The 23922-nt window shown below is 68.6% G+C and carries 21 protein-coding genes; 5 read left to right on the forward strand and 16 right to left on the reverse strand.

Features of this window, described 5'->3' with window-relative positions; translation table 11 throughout:
• Window positions 1–13: 13 nt before the first annotated feature.
• The 6 genes from pilW to LZ009_RS13010 form a co-directional block, all read right to left on the reverse strand.
• Window positions 14–841: a type IV pilus biogenesis/stability protein PilW gene (gene pilW / locus LZ009_RS12985; protein ID WP_275698354.1), complete on the reverse strand. Its 828-nt coding sequence runs from the start codon at window positions 839–841 to the stop codon at window positions 14–16.
• A complete protein-coding gene (rlmN, locus tag LZ009_RS12990; RefSeq protein ID WP_275698355.1) occupies window positions 838–1995 on the reverse strand; it encodes a dual-specificity RNA methyltransferase RlmN in 1158 nt (385 codons plus the stop codon). Before rlmN ends, pilW begins: the two co-directional genes overlap by 4 nt.
• Before the next feature lie 7 nt (window positions 1996–2002).
• On the reverse strand, window positions 2003–2428 hold the full coding sequence (gene ndk / locus LZ009_RS12995) for a nucleoside-diphosphate kinase (RefSeq protein WP_275698356.1): 426 nt from the start codon (window positions 2426–2428) through the stop codon (window positions 2003–2005).
• A gap of 103 nt (window positions 2429–2531) precedes the next feature.
• Complete coding sequence (locus LZ009_RS13000; RefSeq protein ID WP_275698357.1) at window positions 2532–3959, reverse strand: pseudouridine synthase; 1428 nt, start codon at window positions 3957–3959, stop codon at window positions 2532–2534.
• A gap of 3 nt (window positions 3960–3962) precedes the next feature.
• On the reverse strand, window positions 3963–4739 hold the full coding sequence (gene scpB, locus LZ009_RS13005; protein WP_275698358.1) for an SMC-Scp complex subunit ScpB: 777 nt from the start codon (window positions 4737–4739) through the stop codon (window positions 3963–3965).
• Window positions 4740–4796: 57 nt separating this feature from the next.
• On the reverse strand, window positions 4797–5822 hold the full coding sequence (locus LZ009_RS13010) for an RluA family pseudouridine synthase (RefSeq protein WP_430300340.1): 1026 nt from the start codon (window positions 5820–5822) through the stop codon (window positions 4797–4799).
• Window positions 5823–5875: 53 nt separating this feature from the next.
• Here LZ009_RS13010 and LZ009_RS13015 point away from each other — a divergent pair, with 53 nt between their 5' ends.
• Entirely contained in the window at window positions 5876–6652 is a 777-nt protein-coding gene (locus tag LZ009_RS13015; protein WP_275698359.1) for an outer membrane protein assembly factor BamD, read from the forward strand.
• A gap of 118 nt (window positions 6653–6770) precedes the next feature.
• Here LZ009_RS13015 and yoaA read toward each other — a convergent pair whose 3' ends face one another.
• Both yoaA and LZ009_RS13025 read right to left on the reverse strand, forming a co-directional pair.
• Window positions 6771–8831, reverse strand: a complete 2061-nt coding sequence (gene yoaA, locus LZ009_RS13020; protein WP_275698360.1) for a DNA repair helicase YoaA — start codon at window positions 8829–8831, stop codon at window positions 6771–6773.
• Window positions 8831–9034 (reverse strand): YdcH family protein, encoded by a 204-nt coding sequence (locus LZ009_RS13025; RefSeq protein WP_275698361.1) that lies wholly within the window; start codon window positions 9032–9034, stop codon window positions 8831–8833. Before LZ009_RS13025 ends, yoaA begins: the two co-directional genes overlap by 1 nt.
• A gap of 97 nt (window positions 9035–9131) precedes the next feature.
• Here LZ009_RS13025 and LZ009_RS13030 point away from each other — a divergent pair, with 97 nt between their 5' ends.
• Entirely contained in the window at window positions 9132–9896 is a 765-nt protein-coding gene (locus LZ009_RS13030; protein ID WP_275698362.1) for a PP2C family protein-serine/threonine phosphatase, read from the forward strand.
• A gap of 22 nt (window positions 9897–9918) precedes the next feature.
• Here the strand turns inward: LZ009_RS13030 and LZ009_RS13035 are convergent, their stop codons facing one another.
• The 7 genes from LZ009_RS13035 to LZ009_RS13065 all read right to left on the reverse strand — a co-directional run bounded on the left by LZ009_RS13035 (window position 9919) and on the right by LZ009_RS13065 (window position 20180).
• Window positions 9919–10590 (reverse strand): hypothetical protein, encoded by a 672-nt coding sequence (locus LZ009_RS13035; protein ID WP_275698363.1) that lies wholly within the window; start codon window positions 10588–10590, stop codon window positions 9919–9921.
• Window positions 10587–11690, reverse strand: a complete 1104-nt coding sequence (gene zapE / locus LZ009_RS13040) for a cell division protein ZapE (RefSeq protein ID WP_275698364.1) — start codon at window positions 11688–11690, stop codon at window positions 10587–10589. Before zapE ends, LZ009_RS13035 begins: the two co-directional genes overlap by 4 nt.
• Before the next feature lies 1 nt (window position 11691).
• On the reverse strand, window positions 11692–13110 hold the full coding sequence (lpdA, locus tag LZ009_RS13045) for a dihydrolipoyl dehydrogenase (RefSeq protein WP_275698365.1): 1419 nt from the start codon (window positions 13108–13110) through the stop codon (window positions 11692–11694).
• A gap of 108 nt (window positions 13111–13218) precedes the next feature.
• Complete coding sequence (gene odhB, locus LZ009_RS13050) at window positions 13219–14481, reverse strand: 2-oxoglutarate dehydrogenase complex dihydrolipoyllysine-residue succinyltransferase (RefSeq protein WP_275698366.1); 1263 nt, start codon at window positions 14479–14481, stop codon at window positions 13219–13221.
• 97 nt (window positions 14482–14578) lie between these two features.
• Complete coding sequence (locus LZ009_RS13055) at window positions 14579–17449, reverse strand: 2-oxoglutarate dehydrogenase E1 component (RefSeq protein WP_275698367.1); 2871 nt, start codon at window positions 17447–17449, stop codon at window positions 14579–14581.
• A 161-nt stretch (window positions 17450–17610) separates the two neighbouring features.
• Window positions 17611–19503, reverse strand: coding sequence for a propionate--CoA ligase (locus LZ009_RS13060; protein WP_275698368.1), 1893 nt, complete (start codon window positions 19501–19503; stop codon window positions 17611–17613).
• A 71-nt stretch (window positions 19504–19574) separates the two neighbouring features.
• Window positions 19575–20180 carry an isochorismatase family protein gene (locus LZ009_RS13065; protein WP_275698369.1) on the reverse strand — a complete coding sequence of 202 codons (606 nt, stop codon included), beginning with the start codon at window positions 20178–20180 and terminating at the stop codon, window positions 19575–19577.
• Between the two features lie 93 nt (window positions 20181–20273).
• Here LZ009_RS13065 and LZ009_RS13070 point away from each other — a divergent pair, with 93 nt between their 5' ends.
• Window positions 20274–21371: an ATP-binding response regulator gene (locus tag LZ009_RS13070; RefSeq protein ID WP_275698370.1), complete on the forward strand. Its 1098-nt coding sequence runs from the start codon at window positions 20274–20276 to the stop codon at window positions 21369–21371.
• Window positions 21372–21393: 22 nt separating this feature from the next.
• Complete coding sequence (locus tag LZ009_RS13075) at window positions 21394–22044, forward strand: response regulator transcription factor (RefSeq protein ID WP_275698371.1); 651 nt, start codon at window positions 21394–21396, stop codon at window positions 22042–22044.
• On the opposite strand, the gene LZ009_RS13080 is transcribed toward LZ009_RS13075, so the two are convergent.
• Window positions 22041–23162: a PQQ-dependent sugar dehydrogenase gene (locus LZ009_RS13080; protein ID WP_275698372.1), complete on the reverse strand. Its 1122-nt coding sequence runs from the start codon at window positions 23160–23162 to the stop codon at window positions 22041–22043. The two genes, LZ009_RS13075 and LZ009_RS13080, sit on opposite strands and share 4 nt — an antisense overlap.
• A gap of 147 nt (window positions 23163–23309) precedes the next feature.
• Between LZ009_RS13080 and LZ009_RS13085 the strand changes: the two genes are divergently transcribed.
• Entirely contained in the window at window positions 23310–23894 is a 585-nt protein-coding gene (locus tag LZ009_RS13085; protein WP_275698373.1) for a C40 family peptidase, read from the forward strand.
• The last annotated feature ends 28 nt before the right edge of the window (window positions 23895–23922 follow it).

Below are 23922 nucleotides of genomic sequence, written 5' to 3' on the forward strand. Positions count from 1 at the left end.
GGCCTCCCCGCCCTCACTCATTGAAGGCCCCCCGGTCGAACGACTGGCGTTCCTTCGATTGCGGGAAGCGCTTGCGCAGCTGGTCGCCCAGCTGGTCCATCGCCACCTTGTCGTTCATGCGCTGTTCGACCTTGACGCCCAGCCACAGCGTTTCGGCATTGGCCAGGTCGCTGTTGTTCAGGCGGCGGATGTAGAACTGCGCGCGGTTGTAGTCGCCGCGCTGGTACAGCAGCTGCGCGAGGTTGTAGCCGATGATGGGGTTGCCGGCGTCGAGCTCGTAGGCGCGCGCCAGCGTGGCTTCGGCTTCGGGCTTGAGGCCGGCGCGGGCCTGGCACAGGCCCAGCAGCATCATGCTCTTGGAGCGGCCGGCGTAGATCGGGTTGGCGAGCGCCGCCTCGAAGGAGCGGAACGATTCGGGGTAGCGCGCCTGCTGGCATTGCAGCCAGCCGTAGTTGTGCAGCGCATCGGGGTCGCGCGGGTTCAGGGCCAGCGCGCGGCGGAAGCTGTCTTCGGCCTGGCGGTTGTCGCCCAGGCGCATGTAGATCAGGCCGCGCATGTTGTACGCGTCGGAGAAGCTGGGATCGATGGCGATGACCTGCTTGAGCTCGTCCAGCGCGATCTCCACCTTGCCCTCCTCGAAGTAGCCGGAAGCCAGTTCGAGCCGGATGCGCGCGCGCTTGCGGGCCTCGCTGTCGTCGGCGGGCGTCACCATTTCGCTCGCGCCGCCCCGTTCCGACTGCTGCGTGGCGCAGCCCGCCAGCCCCAGCAGCACCGACGCCGCCGCGGCGGCCAGAAGGCCACCCGCGCGCAGGCGCCCCAACCCCGCCATGCCTGTTCTCATGTTCCCCTTGCCTCCTTGGGCGCGGCCTCCACCGGGAGCGGCTTCAGCATCACCGTGCGTTGTTGCGCGATGCGCGTGCCGACGCGGGTGCGGTCCTTCACGTCGCCGGCCAGCTGGCCGCAGGCCGCATCGATGTCGTCGCCGCGCGTCTTGCGCACGGTCGTGACGATACCAGCATCACTCAGGATTTTCGCGAAAGCCTGGACCTGCTGTTGCGGCGAACGCACCAGCCCGGAGGCGGGGAACGGGTTGAAGGGAATCAGGTTCAGCTTGCAGGACACGCCCTGCCCGCCGTGGTGGCGCACCAGCTCCACCAGCTGGCGCGCGTGCTCCGGCTGGTCGTTCACGCCATCGAGCATGCAGTACTCGAAGGTGATGAAGTCGCGCGGCGCGTGCGCCAGGTAGCGGTTGCACGCGTCCAGCAGTTCGGCCAGCGGGTACTTCTTGTTCAGGGGCACCAGCTTGTCGCGCAATTCGTCGTTGGGCGCGTGCAGCGAGACGGCCAGCGCCACCGGCACGTCCTCGCCGAGGCGGTCCATCATCGGCACGACGCCGGAGGTGGAGACCGTGACGCGCCGGCGGGACAGCCCGTAGCCGTGGTCGTCCAGCATCACGCGCAACGCCGGCACCAACGCCGAATAGTTCTGCAGCGGCTCGCCCATGCCCATCATCACCACGTTGGAGATGACGCGTTCGCCGTTGGTCTTCAGGTGCGCGCGCAGGAAATGCTCGGCAAACCAGAGCTGGGCGAGGATCTCGCCGGTGGTGAGGTTGCGCGAGAAGCCCTGGTGCCCGGTGGAGCAGAAGCGGCAGCCGACGGCGCAGCCGGCCTGCGAGGAGATGCACAGCGTGCCGCGGTCGTCCTCGGGGATGAACACGGCCTCGACGGCGTCGCCGTTGCCGACGTCGAACAGCCACTTGATGGTGCCGTCGGCGGATTCGTGCTGGGTGAGGACGGGCAGCCCCGTGATGTGGGCGGCCCCCTGGAGCTTGTCCCGCAGCGACTTGGCCAGGTCGGTCATCTGGCTGAAATCGCGGGCGCCCTTCTGGTGGATCCAGCGGAACAGCTGGGTGGCGCGGAAGCGCTTTTCACCCAGCGAGGCGCAATAGGCGGCCAGACCCTCGAGGTCGAAATCCAGAAGGTTGGCCGTCATCTCATCTTCAGCGCGAGTAGATGTTCATCGCCGGGAAGAAGAAGGCGACTTCGTTCTTCGCGGTCTCGGCGGCGTCGGAGCCGTGCACGGCGTTGGCGTCGATGCTGTCGGCAAAGTCGGCGCGGATGGTGCCGGGAGCGGCCTTCTTGGGGTCGGTGGCGCCCATCAGGTCGCGGTTCTTCAGGATCGCGCCTTCGCCTTCCAGCACCTGGATCATCACGGGGCCGGAGATCATGAACTCGACCAGGTCCTTGAAGAAGGGACGCTCCTTGTGGACGGCATAGAACTGCTCGGCTTCACCGCGCGACAGGTGCGCCATGCGGGCGGCGATGACCTTCAGGCCGGCGGCTTCGAAGCGCGCATAGATCTGGCCGATCACGTTCTTCGCCACGGCGTCGGGCTTGATGATGGAGAGGGTGCGTTCGATAGCCATGTCGTTTCCTGAGCTTGATGTTTTAGGGTTTTGCCGGAAGCAGAAAGTTCGGCAAAGCCCGCAATTCTAACCGGGCAAGCACGGCGGCGCCGTGCTGTGGGTACTAGCGGCCGCGACCGCCGCCGCCCCTGCCGCCGCCGCGCGGGCCGCCGCGGCCACCACCGCCGCCGCCACCCCCGCCGCCACCGCTGGGCCCGGGGCCGCGGCGCTGGCGATTGAAGCTGTCGTGGCCGATGTAGCCCAGCGATGTCTTCATGGGATCGGGCTGGTTGCCGCCCGGGGCGCGATCGCCGCCACCTCCGCCGCCACCGCCACCGCCCTTGTTGCGGCGGCCCTGGCCCTGCCCTTGCCCCTGGCCCTGGTTGGGAAAACCGCCGCGGTCGCGCGGCGCCGGCCCGCCCTGCGGACGCGGGCCGTCGCCCCGCGTGTTGCCGCGGCGCTTGTTGCGTCCGCCGCCGCGCCCTGGCTCGCCCTCGCCGCGCGGCTGCTGCGGCCGCGCCAGCCCGGGCGCGCCCACCGCATGGGTCAGCGCGCCGATGTCGCGCTCGTCCAGTTCCATGAAGGCGCCGCGCTTGAGGCCGCGCGGCAGCACCATGGCGCCGTAGCGGATGCGGATGAGGCGGCTGACCGCATGGCCCACCGCCTCGAACAGCCGGCGCACCTCGCGGTGCCGGCCTTCGTTGATGGTGACGCGGTACCAGACGTTGGAGCCCTCGCCGCCGCCCTCTTCGATCGATCCGAACTGGCCCTGGCCGTCGTCCAGCTGGACCCCATCGAGCAGCTTCTGGCGCTCTTCGGCGTTCAGCGCGCCCAGCACGCGCACGGCATATTCACGCTCCAGGCCGAAGCGCGGATGCATGAGCCGGTTGGCCAGTTCGCCGGAGTTGGTGAACAGCAGCAGGCCTTCGGTGTTCAGGTCGAGGCGCCCGACCGACTGCCACTTGCCCTGCGGCAGCTTGGGCAGCTTGCGGAACACCGTGGGCCGGTTCTGCGGGTCGTCGTGCGTGACGACCTCGCCCACGGGCTTGTGGTACGCGATGACGCGCGCCGGCGGCGGCGCGATGCGCACGCGGATCGGCTTGCCGTTGACCTTGATCGAATCGCCGAACTGGATCCGCTGGCCGATGTGGGCGGGCTCGTTGTTGACCGAGATCCGCCCTTCCATGATCAGCTGCTCCATCTCGAGCCGCGAACCGAGGCCGGCCTGGGCCAGCACCTTGTGCAGCTTGGGCGAATCGGCCTGCGGCGACAGCACGCGCTTGGCGAGGCCGGCCTCGGGCGCCTCTTCGGCGGCGTCGAACTGGCCGCTGACGACGTCCTCGAAGCGCACGGGCGGGGCCGGCGGCGGGGCCGCGACGCGCTCGCGGCGGGGGCCGCGTCCGGGCGCGCCGGAGGGCTCGTCGTCGCCCTCGTCCGCATCATCGTCGCCCAGGTCCTCGTCGGCGTCCGGCAGCTGCTGCGCGCGCGGGTCCTGTTCGTCCCCGGCGGGTTCTTCGGGAGGGCGGCGCGCGCCGTCGGTGGAGTCGTTCATGCTTCAGGTCTCGACGGCTTGCGCCGCATCTTCGTCGTCGCCGCCATCCGGAGCGGAAGCGTTGGACGGCTGGGGCTGGGCTTCATCGTTGGCGGCCGGGCCGTGATCTTCGGGTGCAGGCTCTTCGGGTGCGGCCTCTGCGGCCACAGGCTCTTCCGCCGGCGCCTCCAGCGGGAGCTCGCCGGTGGTGTCGCCGCCGCCGGCCATGGGCAGCGCCGGCTGGGCGGCCATGCTTTCTTCGAGCGCGCTGAACACTTCGGCCTGCTGGGCCGGATTGGTCAGTTCGGGCAGCTGGTCGAGCGAGGCGATGCCCAGGTCGTCCAGGAACTGGCGCGTGGTGGCGTACAGCCCGGGGCGGCCCACGGCCTCGCGGTGGCCGATCACCTCGACCCAGCCGCGGTCCTCGAGCTGCTTGAGGATCTGCGTGTTGATGGTGACGCCGCGGATGTCTTCCATGTCGCCGCGCGTCACCGGCTGGCGATACGCGATGATGGCCAGCGTCTCGAGCGCGGCGCGGCTGTAGCGCGGCGGCTTCTCGGGATGCAGGCGGTCGAGGTATTCGCGCATCTCGGGCCGGCTCTGGAAGCGCCAGCCGCTCGCCACGCACACCAGTTCCACCCCGCGCTGGGACCACTCGTCCTGGAGCTGGCCCAGCAGGTCCTTGATGGTGTCCGTGCCGAGTTCGTCGTTGAAGAGCACCCGCAGCTCGCGCACTTGCAAGGGCTGCTGCGTGCAGATCAGCGCGGTTTCGAGGACGCGCCGGGCATCCGCCGTATTCATGGTCTTGTGTTGGAGGCGCCTTGGTGGCGCTGCTTGGGTCGGGGCTGGGCGCGCCGATCAGGGCGCCGCTGCGGGCTGGCCAGGAAGCCAGGCCGCTTCATTGTAACGCAGCCCCCAGGCGGACCACGCCTGCCGCAAGTCCTCGGGCAGCGGGGCGTGGAAGGCCAGCGGCGCGCCGGTCACGGGGTGGGCCAGCGCCAGTTGGAAGGCATGCAGCGCCTGCCGCTGCAGTCCGGCGGCCGGCGCCCCGCCGTAGGTCGGGTCGGCCACCAGCGGATGGCCGATGTGCGCGAGGTGCACGCGGATCTGGTGGGTGCGGCCCGTCTCCAGCGTACAGCGGACCGCGCAGCCCTGGGCGCAGTTCTCCAGCAATTCGGCGACGGTCGCCGCCGGCTTGCCCGGATGGTGGGAGTCGACGACGGCCATGCGCAGCCGGTTGCGCGGGTCGCGGCCGATGTGCGCGTCGATGCGGCGGCGCGCCGCGCCTTCCCAGGGCCGGTGCGCCAGCGCGAGGTACTGGCGCGTGACCTCGCGCGCCGCGATCATCGCCACCAGCCGGTCCATCGCGGTGCGGGTGCGCGCCACCAGCATCAGGCCGCTGGTGTCCTTGTCGAGGCGGTGCACGATGCCGGCGCGCGGCAGCGAGCGGGCCGCGACGTCGCGCCCCAGCAGCGCGTTGAGCAGCGTGCCGCTCCAGTTGCCGGGCGCCGGATGCACGACCAGGCCCGCGGGCTTGGCGATCACCAGCAGGTGCTCGTCCTCGTGCACCACCTGCAACGGGATGTCCTCCGGCAGGAAGGCCTGGCTCTGCGGCGTGGGGCGCAGCTCGATGCTGCCGGCGTCGCCCGCCCGCACCTTGTGCGAGGCTTTGGTGGCCGTGGCGCCTTCGAGCCTGACCGCGCCCGCGTCGAGCAGCTGCACCAGGTAGCTGCGGGAAAATTCCGGCACCAGCAAGGCGAGCGCGCGGTCCAGCCGCTGCCCGTGCAGGCCGGGGGGAACGGTGAACGGACGGGTTTCCGCCTCGGCGCCGGGCTCGGCATCGAGTTCGTCGTGGGCGGGATCCTGGGGGTCGGTCGATATAATGGTTCGGCCCTATCAGAAGAGAGTTGCGCGTGCTTGTTCCAGCCAAATTATCGATGGTCCCCGCCCTCCTCGCGCTTGCCGTGCTGGCCGGCTGCGCCAGCAAGGAAGCCGACCGGACCGAGAACTGGAGCGCCAACAAGCTCTACGCCGAGGCCAAGGACGAAATGAACGCGGGCGCCTACGACAAGGCGATCCCGCTGTACGAGAAGCTGGAAGGCCGCGCCGCCGGCACGCCGCTGGCGCAGCAGGCCCAGCTGGAACGCGCCTACGCGCAGTACAAGGCCAACGACGCCGCCCAGGCCCAGGCCACGCTGGACCGCTTCATGAAGCTGCACCCGGCCAGCCCCGCGTACGACTACGCGCTGTACCTCAAGGGCATCACCAACTTCAACGACAACCTCGGCACGCTGAACTTCGTGGCGCGCCAGGACCTGTCGGAGCGGGACCAGAAGGCGGCCAAGGAGTCCTTCGAGGCCTTCAAGGAACTGGTGACGCGCTTCCCCGAGTCGCGCTACACGCCCGATGCGCGCTCGCGCATGCAGTACATCGTCAACTCGCTGGCGCAGTACGAAGTGCACGTGGCGCGCTACTACTACGGCCGCGGCGCCTACGTGGCCGCGATCAACCGCGCCCAGGCGGCCCTGGCCGACTACCGCGACGTGCCGGCGCTGGAAGAGGCGCTGTTCATCCTGATGAAGTCCTACGACGCGCTGGGCATGACGCAGCTGCGCGACGACGCCAAGCGGGTGCTGGAGAAGAACTATCCGGCCGGCGAGTACGTCACCAAGGGCCGCCGCACGGCGAGCGACCCGTGGTGGAAGATCTGGTAGCTCCCCGTCATTCCCGCGCAGGCGGGAATCCAGAGCCTTGAAGAGTGCCCGCGCCGCGGGCACTTTGTTTTTGGAAGCGCTGGATCCCCGCCTGCGCGGGGATGACGGTCGGCGGCCCTCAGCGCTCGAACGACTTCAGCGCTTCCTCGAAGTCTTCTTCGCTCTCCAGCCGCCGCATCGGCGGCAGCGCGGCCAGCAGCCGCCGGCCATAGGCCATGGTCGCGAGCCGCGTGTCGCACACCACCAGCAGGCCGCGGTCCGTCTCGCGGCGAATGAGGCGGCCGGCGCCCTGCTTCAAGGCCACCGCGGCCTCCGGCACCGAATAGTCGTTGAAAGGGCTGCGCCCCTGCAGCTCCAGCCGCTGGCTGCGCGCTTCCACCAGCGGGTCGCCCGGTGGCGGAAACGGCAGCTTGTCGATGATCACCAGCTCCAGCGCGTCGCCCGGCACGTCGATGCCTTCCCAGAACGAAGCCGACGCCACCAGCACGCAGCCTGGACGTCCATCTGCCGCGCCCTCGCGGAAGCGCTCGATCAGCCGCCGCTTCGGCCACTGGCCCTGCACCAGCACTTCGAGCTCCATGCCGCCGGCAAAGCGCGCCTGCAGCTGCTCGCCGATGGCGCGCAGCGCGCGCAGCGTCGTCGTCAGCACCATGGTGCGGCCGCCCAGGCGCCGCGCGGCCTGCTGCGCCAGCAATGCGACGGCGGCGCTGTGCCCCGGGTCGTTCGGCTTGGGCATGCGGCGCGGCACGTAGAGCGCAGCCTGCGCCGGATAGTCGAATGGGCTCGCGACCTTGAGGATGTCCGCGCTGCCGAGGCCGCAGGGCTCGGTGAACCAGCTCAGGCGGCTGTCGTCGCCCAGCGTCGCCGAGGTGAAGATCCAGCTGCGGCGATGGGCGGCTTCGTCCTCGCTGCCGGACTTGAGCAGCTTCTGCTGCACCGCTTCGGCGATGTCCAGCGGCGACTCCACCAGGCGCAGCGCGTTGCCCACATCGACCCAGCGCACGCAACCCAGGGCCGCTTCGGCGCCGAAGGAATGCAGCGCCGATGCGAGCTTCAGCGCGCGCTCGTGCAGGCGCACGAAGTCCGGCGCGATTTCACTGACCGTGGCGAGCCCTTCGGCCGCCTTGTCGAGGGCGCCCTCGAGCTGCTCCAGGGCATCGGTCCAATGGCCTTCGAGCACGCCTTCCGGCGCGATCTCCGTCCAGCGCAGCCGGCTGCCCGGAGGCGCACGGCCCACCACCAGCCGCAGGTCGCGCGCGGCACGTTCGACGTTGCCCGCGAGCATCTGCCAGTCGACCAGGCCGCGGGCCAGCTGCAAGCCGGCGCCCAGCAGGTCGCGCGCGAAGTCCAGCACCTGGTGCGTGCCGACCTGCTTGCCGAGGAACTGCACGCCGGTTTCATTGAGCTGGTGCGCCTCGTCGAACACCACGACGCGTACCGTGGGCAGCAGTTCCGCCATGCCGGACTCGCGCACCGCGAGGTCGGCGAAGAACAGGTGGTGGTTGATCACGACCACGTCGGCCGCCAGCGCATTGCGGCGCGCCGCATTGACGTGGCAGGCGTGGAACTTGGGGCACTCGGAGCCCAGGCAGTTGTCGCGCGTGGAGGTGATCAGCGGGATCAAGGGCGAACGCTCGTCCAGCCCCGGCATCTCCGCGAGGTCGCCGGTGCGCGTGGTGCGCGCCCAGTCTTCCACCTTGGCCAGGGTGCGCAGCGCGGTGCGATCGGGCAGCGAGGTGTCCTGGCGCGCCAGGTCCAGGCGATGCGGGCAGAGGTAGCTGCCACGGCCCTTCAACAGCGCCATCTTCACCGGCAGCCCCAGCGCCTGCGCGAGGCGCGGCAGGTCGCGGCCGAACAGCTGGTCCTGCAGGGTCTTGGTGGCGGTGGAGAGCAGCACGCGCTCGCCGCTCAGGAGGGCGGGCACGAGATAGGAGAAAGTCTTGCCGACACCGGTGCCCGCTTCGACCACCAGCGCCCCGCCCTCTTCGATGGTGCGCGCGACGGCCAGCGCCATCTCGGTCTGGCCGTGGCGGGGGCGGAAGGCTTCGGCGGCGCGCGAGAGCACGCCCCCCGGCACGAAGGCTTCGCGCGCGAGGTCGACGAGGCGTCCGGGGACCAACGGCTCGGGCACGCCCGGGTCGGCGTCGCTTCCGGGCCACGCCACTGCGGACTCGGTCATCAGGCGGGTTCTTTGGGATCGAGCGCGAGTTCCAGCCGCGCGATTTCGTCACGCAGCGCCAGCCGGCGCTTCTTCAGGCGACGCATCATCAGTTCGTCGGTGGGGCTTTGCTCGCTGGTGCGGTCGATCAGGGCGTCGAGGTCGGCATGCTCCATGCGCAGCTCGATCAGGCGCCGCTCGGGGGAATGCAGGTTGGAGTCCAAGGTAACAGGCGTGCGCCGCGGCGGGATCGTTCGATAATACGTCTTTCGCAGGCATTTTTCGAGCGGACGCCAGTGCGGAAGCCCCTACACTCCGCCCATGACCAGCAAAGGCTACCGTCTCACCGCCTCCACCGGCATCCACAAGGGTGACCGCGAATACCAGCAGGACCAGATCGCGCTGATCTCGCATCCGCGCCTGAACGGCTGCCTCCTCGGCGTGGTGGCCGACGGCATGGGCGGGCGCAGCGGCGGCCGCAAGGCGAGCGACCAGGTCATGATGACGTGCAAGCAGCTGTTCGAGCGCTATTCGCCGGACCACGACGACGCGCCGGCCGTGCTGAAGCAGATGGTGCAGGAGTCGCACCTCGTCATCAAGCTCACGGCGATCTCCTCGGAGCAGGAGCCGCACAGCACGATCGCCGCCTTCATCATCAACCCCAATGGCGAGTGCTTCTGGGTGCATGCCGGCGACTCGCGCATCTACCACTTCCACAGCAACCGCCTGGTGAAGCGCACCATGGACCACTCCTACGTGCAGACGCTGGTGGACCGCGGCGAGCTGACCGAGGAAGAAGCCAACGTGCATCCGCAGTCCAACATCCTCATGGGCTGCCTGGGCGCGGAGGAAGACCCGCCGGCCGACATCCACCACATCGCGGAACTGCGGCCCGGCGACACGCTGATGGCCTGCAGCGACGGCGTGTGGCACTACTTCAATCCGGAGGAGCTCGGATCGGTGCTGTCGTCCCTCTCCCCGCGCGAGGCGACCGAGTTCCTGATCGAGAAGGCGCGCTCGCGCGCGCATGGTGGCGGCGACAACCTGTCGCTGGTGATCGTCAAGCTGGAGCCGCTGGGGAGCTGAGCGGGGGCGGCCCCCGCCAAGCTCAATTCGCCGGAACGGGCAAGGCCGAAGCCGGCGGCTTGGTGCGCTTCGCGGCGCGTTCGGCCACGGCGGCCTTGTGCGCCGCCGCTTCCTTCTGGTTGGCCTCGAACCGCGCCCGGTTCTCCGCCGCCTTGCCGGCGCCCGGTTGCGGCGCATTGAAGGCGCGCGAGGCGCGCGGCTTGCCTTGTGGCTCCACGGTGCCGGACTTGGCCGCCTTCGGCGCCGGCGCGGGATGCGCCGCCTTCTCGCCCTGTTCGGCGGCGCGTTTGGCCGCCTTCTCGTCGAAGCGCTGCTGCCGCTCCTCGGCTTCCTTCAGCGCCCGCGCGCGCCGCTCGGCGGCCTCCTGCTGGCGCTCGGCCGACTGGCGCTCTTCCAGTTCGCGGCGGCGCTGCTCGGCGCGGCGCTTGCGCTCGGCATCGTTGATCGCGAGTTCCTGCTTGCGCAGCTCCCCCAGGTCGGCGCTGCGGCTGCGCTTGGCACTGTTGACGCAGTCGTTGACCGCGAACTTCTGGCGGCAGGCGTGCTCCTCGACGCGGAAGCGCTCCTCGATGATCGCCTTCTCGCGCTTGATGCGGTCGCGCTCCTTCAACTCGTGCGCCTCCTCGTCCGAGACCTGCGCAAAGGCAGGCACGGTCGCGGCAAGCAGCAGCGCGCAGGCAAGGAAGGACTTCATGTGATGCGGGTGTCGACGGTACGGTGTTCCAGGGCCAGGAATTCGGCGGACTGCATTTCGGTGAGGCGGGACACAGTGCGCGGGAATTCGTGGGCCAGCGGGCCTTCGGTATACAACGCCTCCGGCGGCACCTCCGCCGACAGGATCAATTTGACCCGGCGATCGTAAAGGACGTCCACCAGCCAGGTAAACCTGCGTGCTTCCGAGGCCAGCCGGGCGGACATTTTCGGCACGTCGCTCAGCAGCACGGTGTGGAACTGCGTGGCGATCTCCAGGTAGTCGTTCTGCGAGCGCGGGCCGCCGCACAGGGTGCGGAAGTCGAACCAGACCACGCCCCCGGCCTTGCGCCGCGCCCGGATCTCGCGCTGCTCGATGTGCAGCACCGGGTCTTCGTCGTCGTGCGTCTCGGCCAGCCGGCTGAAGGCCTCGTTCATCTCGGCGTCGGCCTGCGGACCGAGCGGCGAGTGGTACAGGCGCACCTGCTCCATCGTGCGCCGGCGGTAATCGGTGCCGTTGTCGACGCTGATCACTTCCAGCTTCTCGTTCAGCAGCGCGATGGCCGGCAGGATGCGGTCGCGGTGCAGGCCGTTGGGATAGAGGTCGTCGGGCCGGAAGTTGGAGGTGGTGACGAAGCCCACGCCGTTGTCGAACAGCGCGTCCAGCAGGCGGTGCAGGATCATCGCGTCGGTGATGTCGGCGACGTGGAACTCGTCGAAGCAGATCAGGCGGTAGCGCCTGGCCATGCGCTCGCCCAGTTCGTCCAAGGGGTTGACGGTGCCCTGCAGCTCGGCGAGTTCGCGGTGCACCTCGCGCATGAACTCGTGGAAGTGCAGGCGCGTCTTGCGCACGATGGGAACCGCCTGGTAGAAGCAGTCCATCAGGAAGCTCTTGCCGCGCCCCACCCCGCCGTACATGTAGACGCCGCGCGGGATGTCGGGGCGGTTCACCAGCTTCTTGAAGAAGTTGGAGCGCTGCTCCTTGTACTCCGCCCATTCGGCGGCGCAGCGCTCCAGCGCCTCGACGCCGCGCAGCTGCGCGGGGTCGCTCTGGTAGCCCCGCGCCGCGAGTTCCGCTTCGTAGACTTCGCGGACGCTGGGCACTTTAGAAGTTCAGCGTGCGCTTGTCGACCGCGAGTGCCGCTTCCTTGGTCGCTTCGGACAGAGACGGGTGCGCATGGCAGATGCGCGCGATGTCTTCCGCGGAGGCCTTGAACTCCATCGCGACCACGGCTTCGGAGATCAGCTCGCTGGCCATCGGGCCGACGATGTGCACGCCGAGGATCTCGTCGGTCTTGGCGTCGGCCAGGAACTTGACCATGCCGGTGGTGTCGCCCAGTGCCCGCGCGCGGCCGTTGGCCAGGAAGGGGAAGGTGCCGGCCTTGTACTGCACGCCGGCCGCCTTGAGCTGCTGCTCGGTCTGGCCCACCCACGCGATCTCGGGGCTCGTGTAGATCACCCAGGGGATGGTGTTGAAGTTGACGTGGCCATGCTGGCCGGCGATGCGCTCGGCCACCGCCACGCCCTCTTCTTCCGCCTTGTGCGCCAGCATCGGGCCGCGCACGACGTCGCCCACCGCCCACACGTTGGGCAGGTTGGTCTTGCACAGCTCGTCGACCACGATCGCACCGCGCTCGTCCAGCTTGAGGCCGACGGCTTCCGGATTCAGGCCGATGGTGTTGGGCACGCGGCCGATCGAGACGATCAGCTTGTCGGCTTCGATCTTCTGCGCCTCGCCCTTGGCGTTGCTGTAGTTGACGGTGACGCCGGCCTTGCCGTTCACCACTTCGCCCACCTTCACGCCCAGCTCGATCTTCAGGCCCTGCTTGTCGAAGGCCTTCTTGGCTTCCTTGGCGATCTGCTCGTCGACCGCGCCCAGGAAGGTGGGCAGCGCTTCCAGCACCGTCACTTCGGCACCGAGGCGGCGCCACACGGAGCCCATTTCCAGGCCGATCACGCCGGAGCCGATCAGTACCAGCTTCTTCGGCACGGACTGGATGCGCAGCGCGCCGTCGTTCGACAGCACGTTCTGCTCGTCGAAAGGCACGCCGGGCAGTGCGCGGGCGTTGGAGCCCGTCGCCACGATCACGTGCTTGCCCACCAGGGTCTCTTCGCCGACCTGGATCTCGTAGCCTTCGCCGCCCGCCTTGGCGAAGGAGCCGCGGCCGTGGAAGAAGGCGATCTTGTTCTTCTTGAACAGGTAGAGGATGCCGTCGTTGTTCTGCTTCACGACGGCGTCCTTGCGGCCCAGCATCTTCGCGACGTCCAGGCCCAGGCCCTTGACCTCGATGCCGTGGTCGGCGAAGTGCTTGCCGGCGTGCTCGTAGTGTTCCGAGGACTGCAGCAGCGCCTTGGACGGGATGCAGCCCACGTTGGTGCAGGTGCCGCCCGGGGCCGGTCCGCCCTTGTCGTTCTTCCACTCGTCGATGCAGGCGGTGTTGAAACCCAGCTGCGCCGCGCGGATGGCGGCGATGTAGCCGCCGGGACCGCCGCCGATGACGATCACGTCGAATTGTTTGCTCATGGATCTTGCCTTCTGGTTGTCATCCCGGGCTTGACCCGGGATCCAGCCCCGGCGATCGATCAACCACGGGAGCTGGATTGCGGGTCAAGCCCGCAATGACATGGTTTGTCAGATATCGAACAGCAGGCGGGCCGGATCTTCCAGCGCTTCCTTCATCGCCACCAGGCCCAGCACGGCTTCGCGGCCGTCGATGATGCGGTGGTCGTAGGACATCGCCAGGTAGTTCATCGGGCGGACCACGATCTGGCCGTTCTCCACCACCGCGCGGTCCTTGGTGGCGTGCACGCCCAGGATGGCCGACTGCGGCGGGTTGATGATGGGGGTGGACAGCATCGAGCCGAACACGCCGCCGTTGGAGATGGAGAAGGTGCCGCCCGTCATCTCCTCGATGCCCAGCTTGCCGTCGCGCGCCTTCTGGCCGTATTCGGCGATCTTCTTCTCGATGTCGGCGAACGACATCTGGTCGGCGTTGCGCAGGATGGGCACCACCAGGCCGCGCGGCGAACCGACGGCGATGCCGATGTCGAAGTAGCCGTGGTAGACGATGTCGTTGCCGTCGACCGAGGCGTTCAGCACCGGGTACTTCTTCAGCGCGTGCACGGCGGCCTTCACGAAGAAGGACATGAAGCCGATCTTGACGCCGTGTTCCTTCTCGAACTTCTCCTGGAAGCGCTTGCGCATCTCCATCACCGGCGCCATGTTCACTTCGTTGAACGTGGTCAGGATGGCGTTGGTCGACTGCGACTGCAGCAGGCGCTCGGCGACGCGCGCGCGCAGGCGCGACATCGGCACGCGCTGCTCGGGACGGTCGCCCAGGTCGGGCGCGCTGACCGGCGCGGCCACTTGCGGCAGGTTGGCCTTGGGAGCGGCCGCCACCGGCACGGGCGCGGCCACCTTGGCGGCGCCGCCACCGGCGACGGCGCCCAGCACGTCACCCTTGGTCACGCGGCCGTCGCGGCCGGTGCCCGGCACGGAACCGGCAGCCAGGTTGTTGTCGGCCATCAGCTTGGCGGCGGCCGGCATGGCGACGCCGGACTTGGAGCCGCCGGCAGCAGGCGCGGCCTGGGCGGGAGCCGCGGCGGCGGGGGCCGGGGCAGCGGCGGCAGCGGGCGCACCGGCCGCGGCCTTGCCTTCGCTGTCGATCTTGGCGATCACCTGGTCGGCGGTGACGGTGGCACCGTCGGCCTGCACGATCTCGGCCAGCACGCCCGCGCTGGGCGCCGGCACTTCGAGGACCACCTTGTCGGTCTCGATCTCGACCAGGATCTCATCGATCGCCACGGCTTCGCCGGGCTTCTTCTTCCACTGCAGCAGGGTCGCTTCTGCAACCGACTCGGACAGTTGCGGGACCTTCACGTCAACGATAGCCATTTGAATTCTTTCAGTGTTCTGGAACAGTCGTCATCCCCGCGAAGGCGGGGATCCAGGGCGCCCTGGATTCCCGCCTCCGCGGGAAGGACGAAGCAACCTATTTGGTGAGAACGAAGCCCTTGAGCTTGGCAAAGGCCGCATCGACCAGCGCCTTCTGCTGCTCGACGTGCAGGTGCGAATAGCCCACCGCCGGCGAGGCGGACGCGGCGCGGCCGGCATAACCGAGCTTCTGCCCTTCCTGCATGTTCTCGTGGATGTTGTGCTGGATGAAGAACCAGGCGCCCTGGTTCTGCGGCTCGTCCTGGCACCACACTATGTCGGCGGCGTTCGGGTACTTCTTCAGCTCCGCGGCGAAGGCCTTGTGCGGGAAGGGGTACAGCTGTTCGACGCGGATGATCGCCACGTCGTCGGCGCCCTTCTCCTCGCGCTTCTTGGCCAGGTCGTAGTAGACCTTGCCCGAGCACACGATCAGGCGCTTGACCTTGTCGGCCTTCAGTTCCTTGTCTTCCGGGATCACGGTCTGGAAGGCGCCGCGGGTGAACTCCGACAGCGGCGAGGTCGCGTCCTTGTTCCGCAGCAGCGACTTGGGCGTCATGATGACCAGCGGCTTGCGCAGGTTGCGGATCATCTGGCGGCGCAGCAGGTGGAAGATCTGGCTGGCGGTCGTCGGCTGCACCACCTGCATGTTGGTGTCGGCCGACAGCTGCATGAAGCGCTCCAGGCGCGCCGAGCTGTGCTCGGGGCCCTGGCCTTCGTAGCCGTGCGGCAGCATCAGCGTGATGCCGTTGACGCGGCCCCACTTCACTTCGCCGGAGGCGATGAACTGGTCGATGACGACCTGCGCGCCGTTGACGAAGTCGCCGAACTGGCCTTCCCAGATCACCAGCGTGTGCGGGTCGTTGGAGGCGTAGCCGTATTCGAAGCCCAGCACCGCCTCTTCCGACAGGATGGAGTCGATGCAGGTGAACGGGGCCTGGTTCTCGGCCACGTTCTCCAGCGGCACGTAGGTGCCGACGTCCCACTTCTCGCGGTTCTGGTCGTGCAGCACGGCGTGGCGGTGCACGAAGGTGCCGCGGCCCACGTCCTCGCCCGACAGGCGCACCGGGTAGCCCGACGCGACCAGCGAGGCGTAGGCCATGTGCTCGCCCATGCCCCAGTCGACGTTGGCTTCGCCGCGGCCCATGGCGGCGCGGTCTTCCAGCACCTTCTTCACCAGCGGGTGCACGGTGAAGTTCTCCGGCACGGTGGTGATGCGCTCGGCCAGGCGCTTCCACTCGGCCAGCGGGATGGCGGTGTCGGCGGCGTCGGTCCACTTCCTGTTCAGGTAGGGCGCCCAGTCGACGGCGTACTTGCTCTTGAAGTTGGACAGCACCGGGTCCACGGTGTGCTTGCCGGCGTCCATGGCGGCGCGGTAGCCCTTGACCATGTCGTCGCCCAGCGTGTCGCCCATGCCCTGCGCGGCCAGCTTGTCGGCGTACAGCTTGCGCGTGCCCGGGTGCTGGGCGATCTTCTTGTACATCAGCGGCTGGGTCAGCGCGGGCGTGTCCTGCTCGTTGTGGCCCAGCTTGCGGAAGCAGACGATGTCGACCACGACATCCTTCTTGAACTCCATGCGGTATTCGATCGCGAGCTGCGTCGCGAGCACCACGGCTTCCGGGTCGTCGCCGTTCACGTGCAGCACCGGCGCCTCGATCATCTTGACGATGTCGGTGCAGTACAGCGTGGAGCGGGCGTCGCGCGGGTCGGAGGTGGTGAAGCCGATCTGGTTGTTGATGACGATGTGCACCGTGCCGCCCGTGTAGTAGCCACGGGTTTCGGCCAGCGCCAGCGTCTCCTGCACCACGCCCTGGCCGGCGATGGCGGCGTCGCCGTGCACCAGCACGGGCAGCACCTGCTTGCCCAGTTCGTCGGCGCGGCGGTCCATCCGGGCGCGCACCGAGCCCTCGACCACCGGGTTCACGATTTCCAGGTGCGACGGGTTGAAGGCCAGCGACAGGTGGACCGGGCCGCCGGGGGTGCTGACGTCCGAGCTGAAGCCCTGGTGGTACTTCACGTCGCCGGCCGGCAGGTCTTCCGGCGCGCTGTGGTCGAACTCGGCGAACAGGTCCTTGGGCATCTTGCCCAGGGTGTTCACCAGCACGTTCAGGCGGCCGCGGTGGGCCATGCCGATCACGATTTCCTGCACGCCCTTGGCGCCGGCCTGCTGGATCAGTTCGTCCATCGAGGCAATGAAGCTCTCGCCGCCTTCGAGCGAGAAGCGCTTCTGGCCGACGTACTTGGTGTGCAGGAAGCGCTCGAGGCCTTCGGCCGCGGTCAGGCGGTCGAGGATGTGCTTCTTCTTCTCCGCGCCGAAGGTCGGCTTGGAGCGGATCGCTTCCAGCTTCTGCTGCCACCAGCGCTTGCGGTTCTGGTCGCTGATGTACATGAACTCGGCGCCGATGGTGCCGCAGTACGTCTCGCGCAGGGCGTTCAGCAGGTCGCGCAGCGACATGCTCTGCTTGCCGAAGAAGGTGTTGCTCGTGTTGAACACCGTTTCCTGGTCGGCGTCGCTGAAGCCGTAGAAGGAAGGCTCCAGCTCGGGGATGTTCTCGCGGACGTCGCGCTTGAGCGGGTCCAGGTCGGCCCAGCGGGCGCCGACGTTGCGGTAGGCGGCGATCAGCTGCTGGACGGCCGTGCCCTTGCGGGCCAGTTCGGTGTCGCCGCCGGCCGCGACCACGACCTTGGTGCCGCCCTGCTTCGCGCGCTCGGCGAAGGCGTTGACGACGGGAAGGTGGGGGACGTCCTTGGCATTGCTGCCGTCGACGGCGGGAACGTTCTGCAGCGCGTCGAAGTATTCGCGCCAGTTGTCGGGAACGCTGCCTGGGTTGGCCAGGTAGTTCTCGTACATCTCCTCGACATACGGCGCGTTGCCGCCGAAGAGGTACGAATTGCTGTTGTACGCCGTGTAGACGGTGCTTTGCTCACTCATCCTGTCCGCTACTTTCCGTCTCCCTGGAGGAGACTTTTAGCTGGTTAAGTTACCTTCCGCGACACGGCTGGACCGGTTGGCGGATGCGACTGTGGGGGAAGGTCCCGGGTTGCGGTGGCGATTGTGCCACCGAATCAGGGTTACCACCAAGGATGGGCTGCTTACCCGCGCAGGGTGTCCTTGATCTGCTGCAGCGCCGTCGGGTCCTCGATGGTGGTGAGGTCACCCGCATCGCGCCCTTCGCACACCGCCTGGATCGCCCGCCGCAGCAATTTGCCGCTGCGGGTCTTGGGCAGCAGCGTGACGAACCGCACGCGGGCGGGCCGGGCGACGGCGCCCAGCTGCTGGTCGACCAGCTTCATGATGTCGCCCTCCAGTTTCAGGCGCGCGGGCTCGTCGGCGATGCTGGCCGCGTCCTTCACGACGCAGAACGCCATCGCCACCTGGCCCTTCAGCGGATCGGCCACGCCCACCACGGCGACCTCCGCCACCTTCGGGTGGCTGGAAATGCTCTCCTCGATCTCGCGCGTCCCCAGCCGGTGGCCGGCCACGTTGATCACGTCGTCGGTGCGGCCCAGGATGTAGAAGTAGCCGTCCTCGTCGCGGATGCCCCAGTCGAAGGTGCTGTACACCTGCCGGCCCGGAATGCTGGACCAGTAGGTCTGCACGTAGCGCTGGTCGTCGCCCCACACGGTCTGCATGAAGCCGGGCGGCGTGGGCCCGGCGATCACCACCACGCCTTTCTGGTTGGGCTCAGTGAGTTCCTCGCCCGTGGTCTCGTGCACGATCTTGACGTCGAAGCCGTACATGGGCACGCCGGGGCTGCCGAACTTGCTGGCCTGCCGCTCCACGCCATTGGCGATGGTCAGGATCGGCCAGCCGCTCTCGGTCTGCCAGTAGTTGTCGATGATGGGCACGCCCAGGCCCTCGCTGATCCAGCGCGCCGTCGGCTCGTCGAGCGGCTCGCCGGCGAGGAACAGCGCCTTCAGGCTGGACAGGTTGTACTTCTTCAGGAACGCCGGGTCCTGCTTCTTCAGCACGCGCACCGCCGTCGGCGCGCTGAACATGGAGGTCACCTTGTACTTCTCGACCAGGCTCCACCAGATGCCGGCGTCGGGCCGGATCGGCAGGCCCTCGTAGAGGATGGTCGCCATGCCCGCGATCAGCGGCCCGTACACGATGTAGCTGTGGCCCACGACCCAGCCGATGTCGCTGGTGGAGAAGTAGGTCTCGCCCGGCTCGCCCAGGAAGATGTGCTTCATGCTGGCGGCCAGCGCCACCGCGTAGCCGCCGACGTCGCGCTGCACCCCTTTCGGCCGCCCGGTGGTGCCGCTGGTGTAGATCGTGTAGCTGGTGTCGGTGGCGTCCAGCCAGGCGCAAGGCACTTCGGCGTCCGCATGCCGGTCGGCCAGCGTCGCCCAGTCGTGGTCGCGGCCGGCCACCAGGTCCATGGGCGCGAGGTTGCGGTCCACGAGCAGCACGGCCTGCGGCTTGTGCCCGGCCAGGCGGATCGCTTCGTCCAGCAGCGGCTTGTACGCCACCACCTTGCCGCCGCGGGAGCCGGCATCGGCGCTGACGACGATGCCGGGGGCGAAGTCGTCGATACGGGAGGCGAGCGACACCGAGGCGAAGCCGCCGAACACCACCGAGTGGATGGCGCCCAGGCGCGCGCAGGCCAGCATGGCGAACACGGCTTCCGCGATCATCGGCATGTAGATCAGCACGCGGCTGCCGCGCGTGGCGCCCAGCGACTGCAGCACCGCCGCCATCTTCTGCACCTCCCGGTGCAGTTCGCGGAAGGTGTAGGTTTTCTCCTGGCTCGTTTCGCTGGAGACGTAGATCAGCGCCGGCTGGTCGGGCCGCTCGCGCAGGTGCCGGTCCACCGCGTTGTGGCACAGGTTGGTGGTGCCGCCGGCGAACCAGCGCACGAAGGGCGGCTCGCTCTGGTCGCAGATGCGCTGCGGCGGCGTCTTCCAGTCGATCAGTTTCGCCTGCTCGGCCCAGAAGGCGTCGCGCTCCTCGAGCGAACGGCGGTGGAACTCTGCGTAGCGCATGGCAATGTCTCCTCGCATCTGCGGGCCATTGTGGCCACGCGCCTTGCCGCAGCCTGACGCCGCGCGCCCGCCTATTTGAGCAAGGTCAAGACTTCCTTGAAACGGGGATGTTCCGCATCGCGCAACCACTCGAAAGCCACCATCTCGGTCGTCACGAGTTCGGCGCCCGCGCCGGCCAGGCGGTCGAAGGCGGCATCGCGGTTGCGCTCGCTGCGCGAGCCGCAGGCATCGGTCACCACCCAGACTTCCAGTTCCTGCTCCAGCAGGCCCAGTGCGGTCTGCAGCAGGCAGACGTGGGCTTCGCAGCCGGCGAGCACCAGGCTTTCGCGGCCGGGCGCCGCCTGCGGCGCGGCCTTCTGCAGGTGCTTCGGCAGGCTGCGGGCGTTGCCGCCCTGGGCCTTGGGCGCGGGTTTCAGGCGGGGCAGCAGGTCCTCGGTGCCATCGAAGGCCATCTTGGCGATCACCCGGCCGGCGACGTGCGGCTGCAGCGCCTCGACCGTGTCGCCCAGGCCGTCCGGGTTCTCCTCGGTGCCCCAGATCGGCACTTGCAGCAGCTTCGCAATGCGTGCCAGCCGCACGGCATTGGCGAGCACGGCTTCGCCCTCATGGATGGCGGGCATCAGGCGTTGCTGGTAGTCAACGAGCACCAGCTGGGATTCTTCGACGTCGAGAAGCATGCTTTTTCCTTTGCCCCGATTATTCCAGCGCAACTTAGGCAACAGGCTTGACGCCGCGGCCGCCTGCACCGCTACACTCGACAGCGCATCACCATGTCCAGCCGCGCCGCCGCCACCGACCTTCGTCCCATCCGGCTGCTCTGCGTCGAGGACAACCCCGACGATGTCGAGCTGATGAGCATCGCGCTCGAGCGGGCCGACCCGTCGCGGCGCTACGAGCTGCACCGCGTCGACAACGCCGCCAGCTTCGTCGAGGCCCTGCAGGGCAGCTACGACGTCATCCTGTGCGACTTCAACCTGCCGCGCTTCTCGCCCTATGCGGCGCTGCAGATCCTGGTGACCCGCCGCAGCGGCATTCCGCTGATCGTCCTGACGCGCGCCATCGGCGAGGAAGCCGCGGTGCACGTGCTGCGCTGCGGCGCCAAGGACTACCTCACCAAGGACAAGCTGGGCACCCTGCCCCAGATCATCGGCCGGGTGCTGGAGGAAAGGCGCCGGGCCGAGGAGAAGGAGCGCGTCGACGCCGAACTGCAGGCGGCCTACGCGCGGCTGAAGGAGCTGTCGGCGCGCTTCGTGCTGGCCCAGGAGCGCGAGCGGTCCCTGATCTCGCGCGAGCTGCACGACCAGCTCGGGCAGACGCTGACGGCGGTGGTGATCCACCTGCACGCGGCGCAGCGCGCCCCCGAGCCCGAAGCCGCCACCCGCCACAGCGACACCGCCGCGGAACTGGTGAACGGCGCGCTGCAGCAATTGAAGACGCTTTCGTTCTCGCTGCGGCCCGCGCAGCTCGACCTGCTGGGCCTGGTGCCGGCGGTGCAATCCGCGATGCAGCGCATCGCCGAACCGGCCGGCCTGGACTGGGAGGTAACCACACGCGGGGAGGAGCCGAAGACACTGGAGGAGAATGCGGCGGTGGCCGTGCGGCTGGTGCAGGAAGCCCTGACCAACACCGTGCGGCATGCCGACGCCTCGCGGGTGCGCGTGCGCCTGCGGTTCCTGCCGGACAAGCGGATCAGCGTGCTGATGCTGGACGACGGAACCGGCTTCGACAAGGCCGAGGTGCTCAACGGCGTGCAGAGCGAGAGGAACATTGGCTTGTACGGCATGATCGAAAGAACGGAACTCGCCGGCGGCCGGCTGCACATCCGCACCGCGCCGGGCCGCGGCGTCGCGGTGCGGGCACTGGTCTGAAGACGGGGAGGAACAACTCGAAATGGCGCAGAACACGAATACGGGGGGCCGCATCCAGGTGGTGCTGGCGGACGACCACGACCTGGTGCGATCGGGCATCAAGGCCTTGCTGTCGACGGTGGAAGGCGTCCAGGTCATCGCCGAGGCGCGCAACGGCAACGAGCTGCTGCAGCTGCTGGAGACGGTGAAGCCCGACGTGGTGATGACCGACATCTCCATGCCCGGCATGGACGGCATCACCGCCATCGCCGAAATCCACAGCCGCTATCCCGAGGTGCGGGTGGTGGTGCTGTCGATGTACGACACCGTCGATTTCGTCAAGCGCGCGGTGGCCAACGGCGCCTGCGGCTACCTGATGAAGGACGCGCCGCCCTTCGAGCTCGAACAAGCCCTGCGCAGCGTGATGGCCACCGGCAGCTACTTCAGCGCCGCGGTGGCGCAGCGCCTGCTGCAGCCCTCCGAGCCGACGGTGGACGACGAACTCACGGTGCGGCAGGTCGAGATCCTGACGCTGATCGCGCAAGGCAAGTCGGCCAAGGAAATCGCCTTCGAGCTCGGCCTGAGCCCGAAGACGGTGGACGTGCACCGGGCGCGGATCATGGAGCGGCTGCGCCTGAACGACATCGCCAGCCTCACGCGCTATGCCGTGCGCAAGGGGCTGGTGAAGGCCTAGGGCCGCACGCGAACCAGCTTGCCGTTCGCTTCGTCGGTGAGGATGTACAGCAGCCCGTCCGGCCCCTGCCGCACATCCCGCACCCGCCCCACCCCTTCCAGCAGGCGCTGCTCCCGGCGCACCTTCCCGTCGGCCAGCTCGATGCGGTCCAGGTAGCCGAACTTCAGCGAACCCACGAACAGGCTGCCCTGCCACGCGGCGCCATAGCGGTCGCTGGACAGGAAGGCCATGCCCGAAGGCGCGATCGAAGGCACCCAGTAGTGCAGCGGCTGCTCCATGCCTTCCTTCGCGGTGATGCCCGCGCCTATGGGGCCGCCGCCATAGTTCTCGCCATAGGTGATGACGGGCCAGCCGTAGTTGCGGCCGGCGCGCGGCTGGTTGATCTCGTCGCCGCCCTGCGGCCCATGCTCGTGCATCCACAGGCTGCCGTCCGGCGCCAGCGTCGCGCCCTGGCCGTTGCGGTGGCCGTAGCTCCAGATCTCGGGCAGCGCCCCGGTGCGGCCGACGAAGGGGTTGTCGCGCGGCACGCTGCCGTCCTTGGCCACGCGCACGACCTTGCCGTGGTGGTTGTCCAGGCGCTGCGCATCCTCCTTGCGCGAGAAGCGCTCGCCCAGCGTCATGAACAGGTTGCCATCCTTGGCCTCGACGATGCGGCAGCCGAAGTGCGCATTGCTGGCCACCTTGGGCTGCTGCCGGAAGATCACCTTCACTTCTTCCAGCCGGCGGTTGTCGCCCGCCAGCCGGGCCCGCGCCAGCGCGGTGCTGTTGCCGCCCTCGCCCGGCTCGGAAAAGCAGAAGAAGAGCGTGCGGTTCTGCGCGAAGCCCGAATCCAGCACGACGTCCAGCAGGCCGGCCTGCCCGCGCGCCACGACCTCGGGCACGCCGGCCAGCGCCGCCCCGAGCTTGCCGTCGGACTCCACCACGCGCATGCGTCCCGGGCGTTCGGTGACCAGGTAGCGGCCCTCGGGCAGGAAGGCCAGGGCCCAGGGATGGTCCAGGCCGTCGGCGACCGTCTCGGCGCGGACCGACTGGGCGGCCACCGGCTGGACGGCAAAAGCTGCGAGAATGCCGGTGGACCAGAGCGCGGCCAGCCGGCGAAAGATTCGGTGCTGCGACATGTCGGAGATCCCGGGAATGTTGGCGACACGCCATTGTTCCCGTGACTGGCCTCCTTGGGGGCCCGTTGGAAATCCGATACAAATCAAGAACTTGGAATGCTTTCTTCGCTTGACTTCTGGCTTGGCCAGCGGCTAACCTCAGCCTTCATGAAGACTTGGCTGAGCTTGATCCTGCTGGCAGCGGCAGGCGCCCACGCGGCGCCGCCGACCTCGGCCGAGGACGACATCGGCCGCTTCATGGCGGAAAAGAAGCTGGTCGAGCGCATCGACCAGGTGCGCGTGACCGTCGGCGAGAAGGTCAGCGCCGGCGCCAACACCGTGGCCCTCAAGACGTCCGAACTCGTGGTCAACGCCATGGGTTTCCTCGGCGTGCCTTACCGGCGCGGCGGCAGCAATGCCGACGGCTTCGACTGCAGCGGCTTCGTGCGCGCGATGTACGAGCAGACCGTGGGCCTGATGCTGCCGCGGCGCGCCAACGAACAGGCCGCGGCCACGCAGAAGATCGAACGGCAGGACCTGCAGCCCGGCGACCTGGTGTTCTTCAACACCATGCGCAAGGCCTTCAGCCACGTGGGCATCTACGTCGGCGACAACAAGTTCATCCACTCGCCCAAGCCCGGCGCCCAGGTGCGCGTCGAGGACATGGGCGTCGCCTACTGGAAGACGCGCTTCGACGGCGCGCGGCGCGTGCTTGATGGCGCGCAGCCCGCGCAGCAGCCGACCCAGCCCTGAGCGCACCCGCGCTTCACAAGTTCCCTTT

The organism is Ramlibacter paludis (assembly GCF_022012305.1).
Lineage (GTDB): Bacteria > Pseudomonadota > Gammaproteobacteria > Burkholderiales > Burkholderiaceae_C > Ramlibacter > Ramlibacter paludis.

Excerpts from the sequence above, each read along its gene's own strand:
- LZ009_RS13035 (WP_275698363.1), bottom strand. The coding sequence starts at position 10,590 with ATGAAGTCCTTCCTTGCCTGCGCGCTGCTGCTTGCCGCGACCGTGCCT.
- LZ009_RS13055 (WP_275698367.1), bottom strand. The coding sequence starts at position 17,449 with ATGAGTGAGCAAAGCACCGTCTACACGGCGTACAACAGCAATTCGTAC.
- LZ009_RS13070 (WP_275698370.1), top strand. The coding sequence starts at position 20,274 with ATGTCCAGCCGCGCCGCCGCCACCGACCTTCGTCCCATCCGGCTGCTC.
- LZ009_RS13030 (WP_275698362.1), top strand. The coding sequence starts at position 9,132 with ATGACCAGCAAAGGCTACCGTCTCACCGCCTCCACCGGCATCCACAAG.
- odhB (WP_275698366.1), bottom strand. The coding sequence starts at position 14,481 with ATGGCTATCGTTGACGTGAAGGTCCCGCAACTGTCCGAGTCGGTTGCA.
- pilW (WP_275698354.1), bottom strand. The coding sequence starts at position 841 with ATGAGAACAGGCATGGCGGGGTTGGGGCGCCTGCGCGCGGGTGGCCTT.
- scpB (WP_275698358.1), bottom strand. The coding sequence starts at position 4,739 with ATGAATACGGCGGATGCCCGGCGCGTCCTCGAAACCGCGCTGATCTGC.
- LZ009_RS13075 (WP_275698371.1), top strand. The coding sequence starts at position 21,394 with ATGGCGCAGAACACGAATACGGGGGGCCGCATCCAGGTGGTGCTGGCG.
- LZ009_RS13015 (WP_275698359.1), top strand. The coding sequence starts at position 5,876 with ATGGTCCCCGCCCTCCTCGCGCTTGCCGTGCTGGCCGGCTGCGCCAGC.
- lpdA (WP_275698365.1), bottom strand. The coding sequence starts at position 13,110 with ATGAGCAAACAATTCGACGTGATCGTCATCGGCGGCGGTCCCGGCGGC.
- rlmN (WP_275698355.1), bottom strand. The coding sequence starts at position 1,995 with ATGACGGCCAACCTTCTGGATTTCGACCTCGAGGGTCTGGCCGCCTAT.
- LZ009_RS13080 (WP_275698372.1), bottom strand. The coding sequence starts at position 23,162 with ATGTCGCAGCACCGAATCTTTCGCCGGCTGGCCGCGCTCTGGTCCACC.
- LZ009_RS13060 (WP_275698368.1), bottom strand. The coding sequence starts at position 19,503 with ATGCGCTACGCAGAGTTCCACCGCCGTTCGCTCGAGGAGCGCGACGCC.
- yoaA (WP_275698360.1), bottom strand. The coding sequence starts at position 8,831 with ATGACCGAGTCCGCAGTGGCGTGGCCCGGAAGCGACGCCGACCCGGGC.
- LZ009_RS13000 (WP_275698357.1), bottom strand. The coding sequence starts at position 3,959 with ATGAACGACTCCACCGACGGCGCGCGCCGCCCTCCCGAAGAACCCGCC.
- LZ009_RS13065 (WP_275698369.1), bottom strand. The coding sequence starts at position 20,180 with ATGCTTCTCGACGTCGAAGAATCCCAGCTGGTGCTCGTTGACTACCAG.
- ndk (WP_275698356.1), bottom strand. The coding sequence starts at position 2,428 with ATGGCTATCGAACGCACCCTCTCCATCATCAAGCCCGACGCCGTGGCG.
- LZ009_RS13085 (WP_275698373.1), top strand. The coding sequence starts at position 23,310 with ATGAAGACTTGGCTGAGCTTGATCCTGCTGGCAGCGGCAGGCGCCCAC.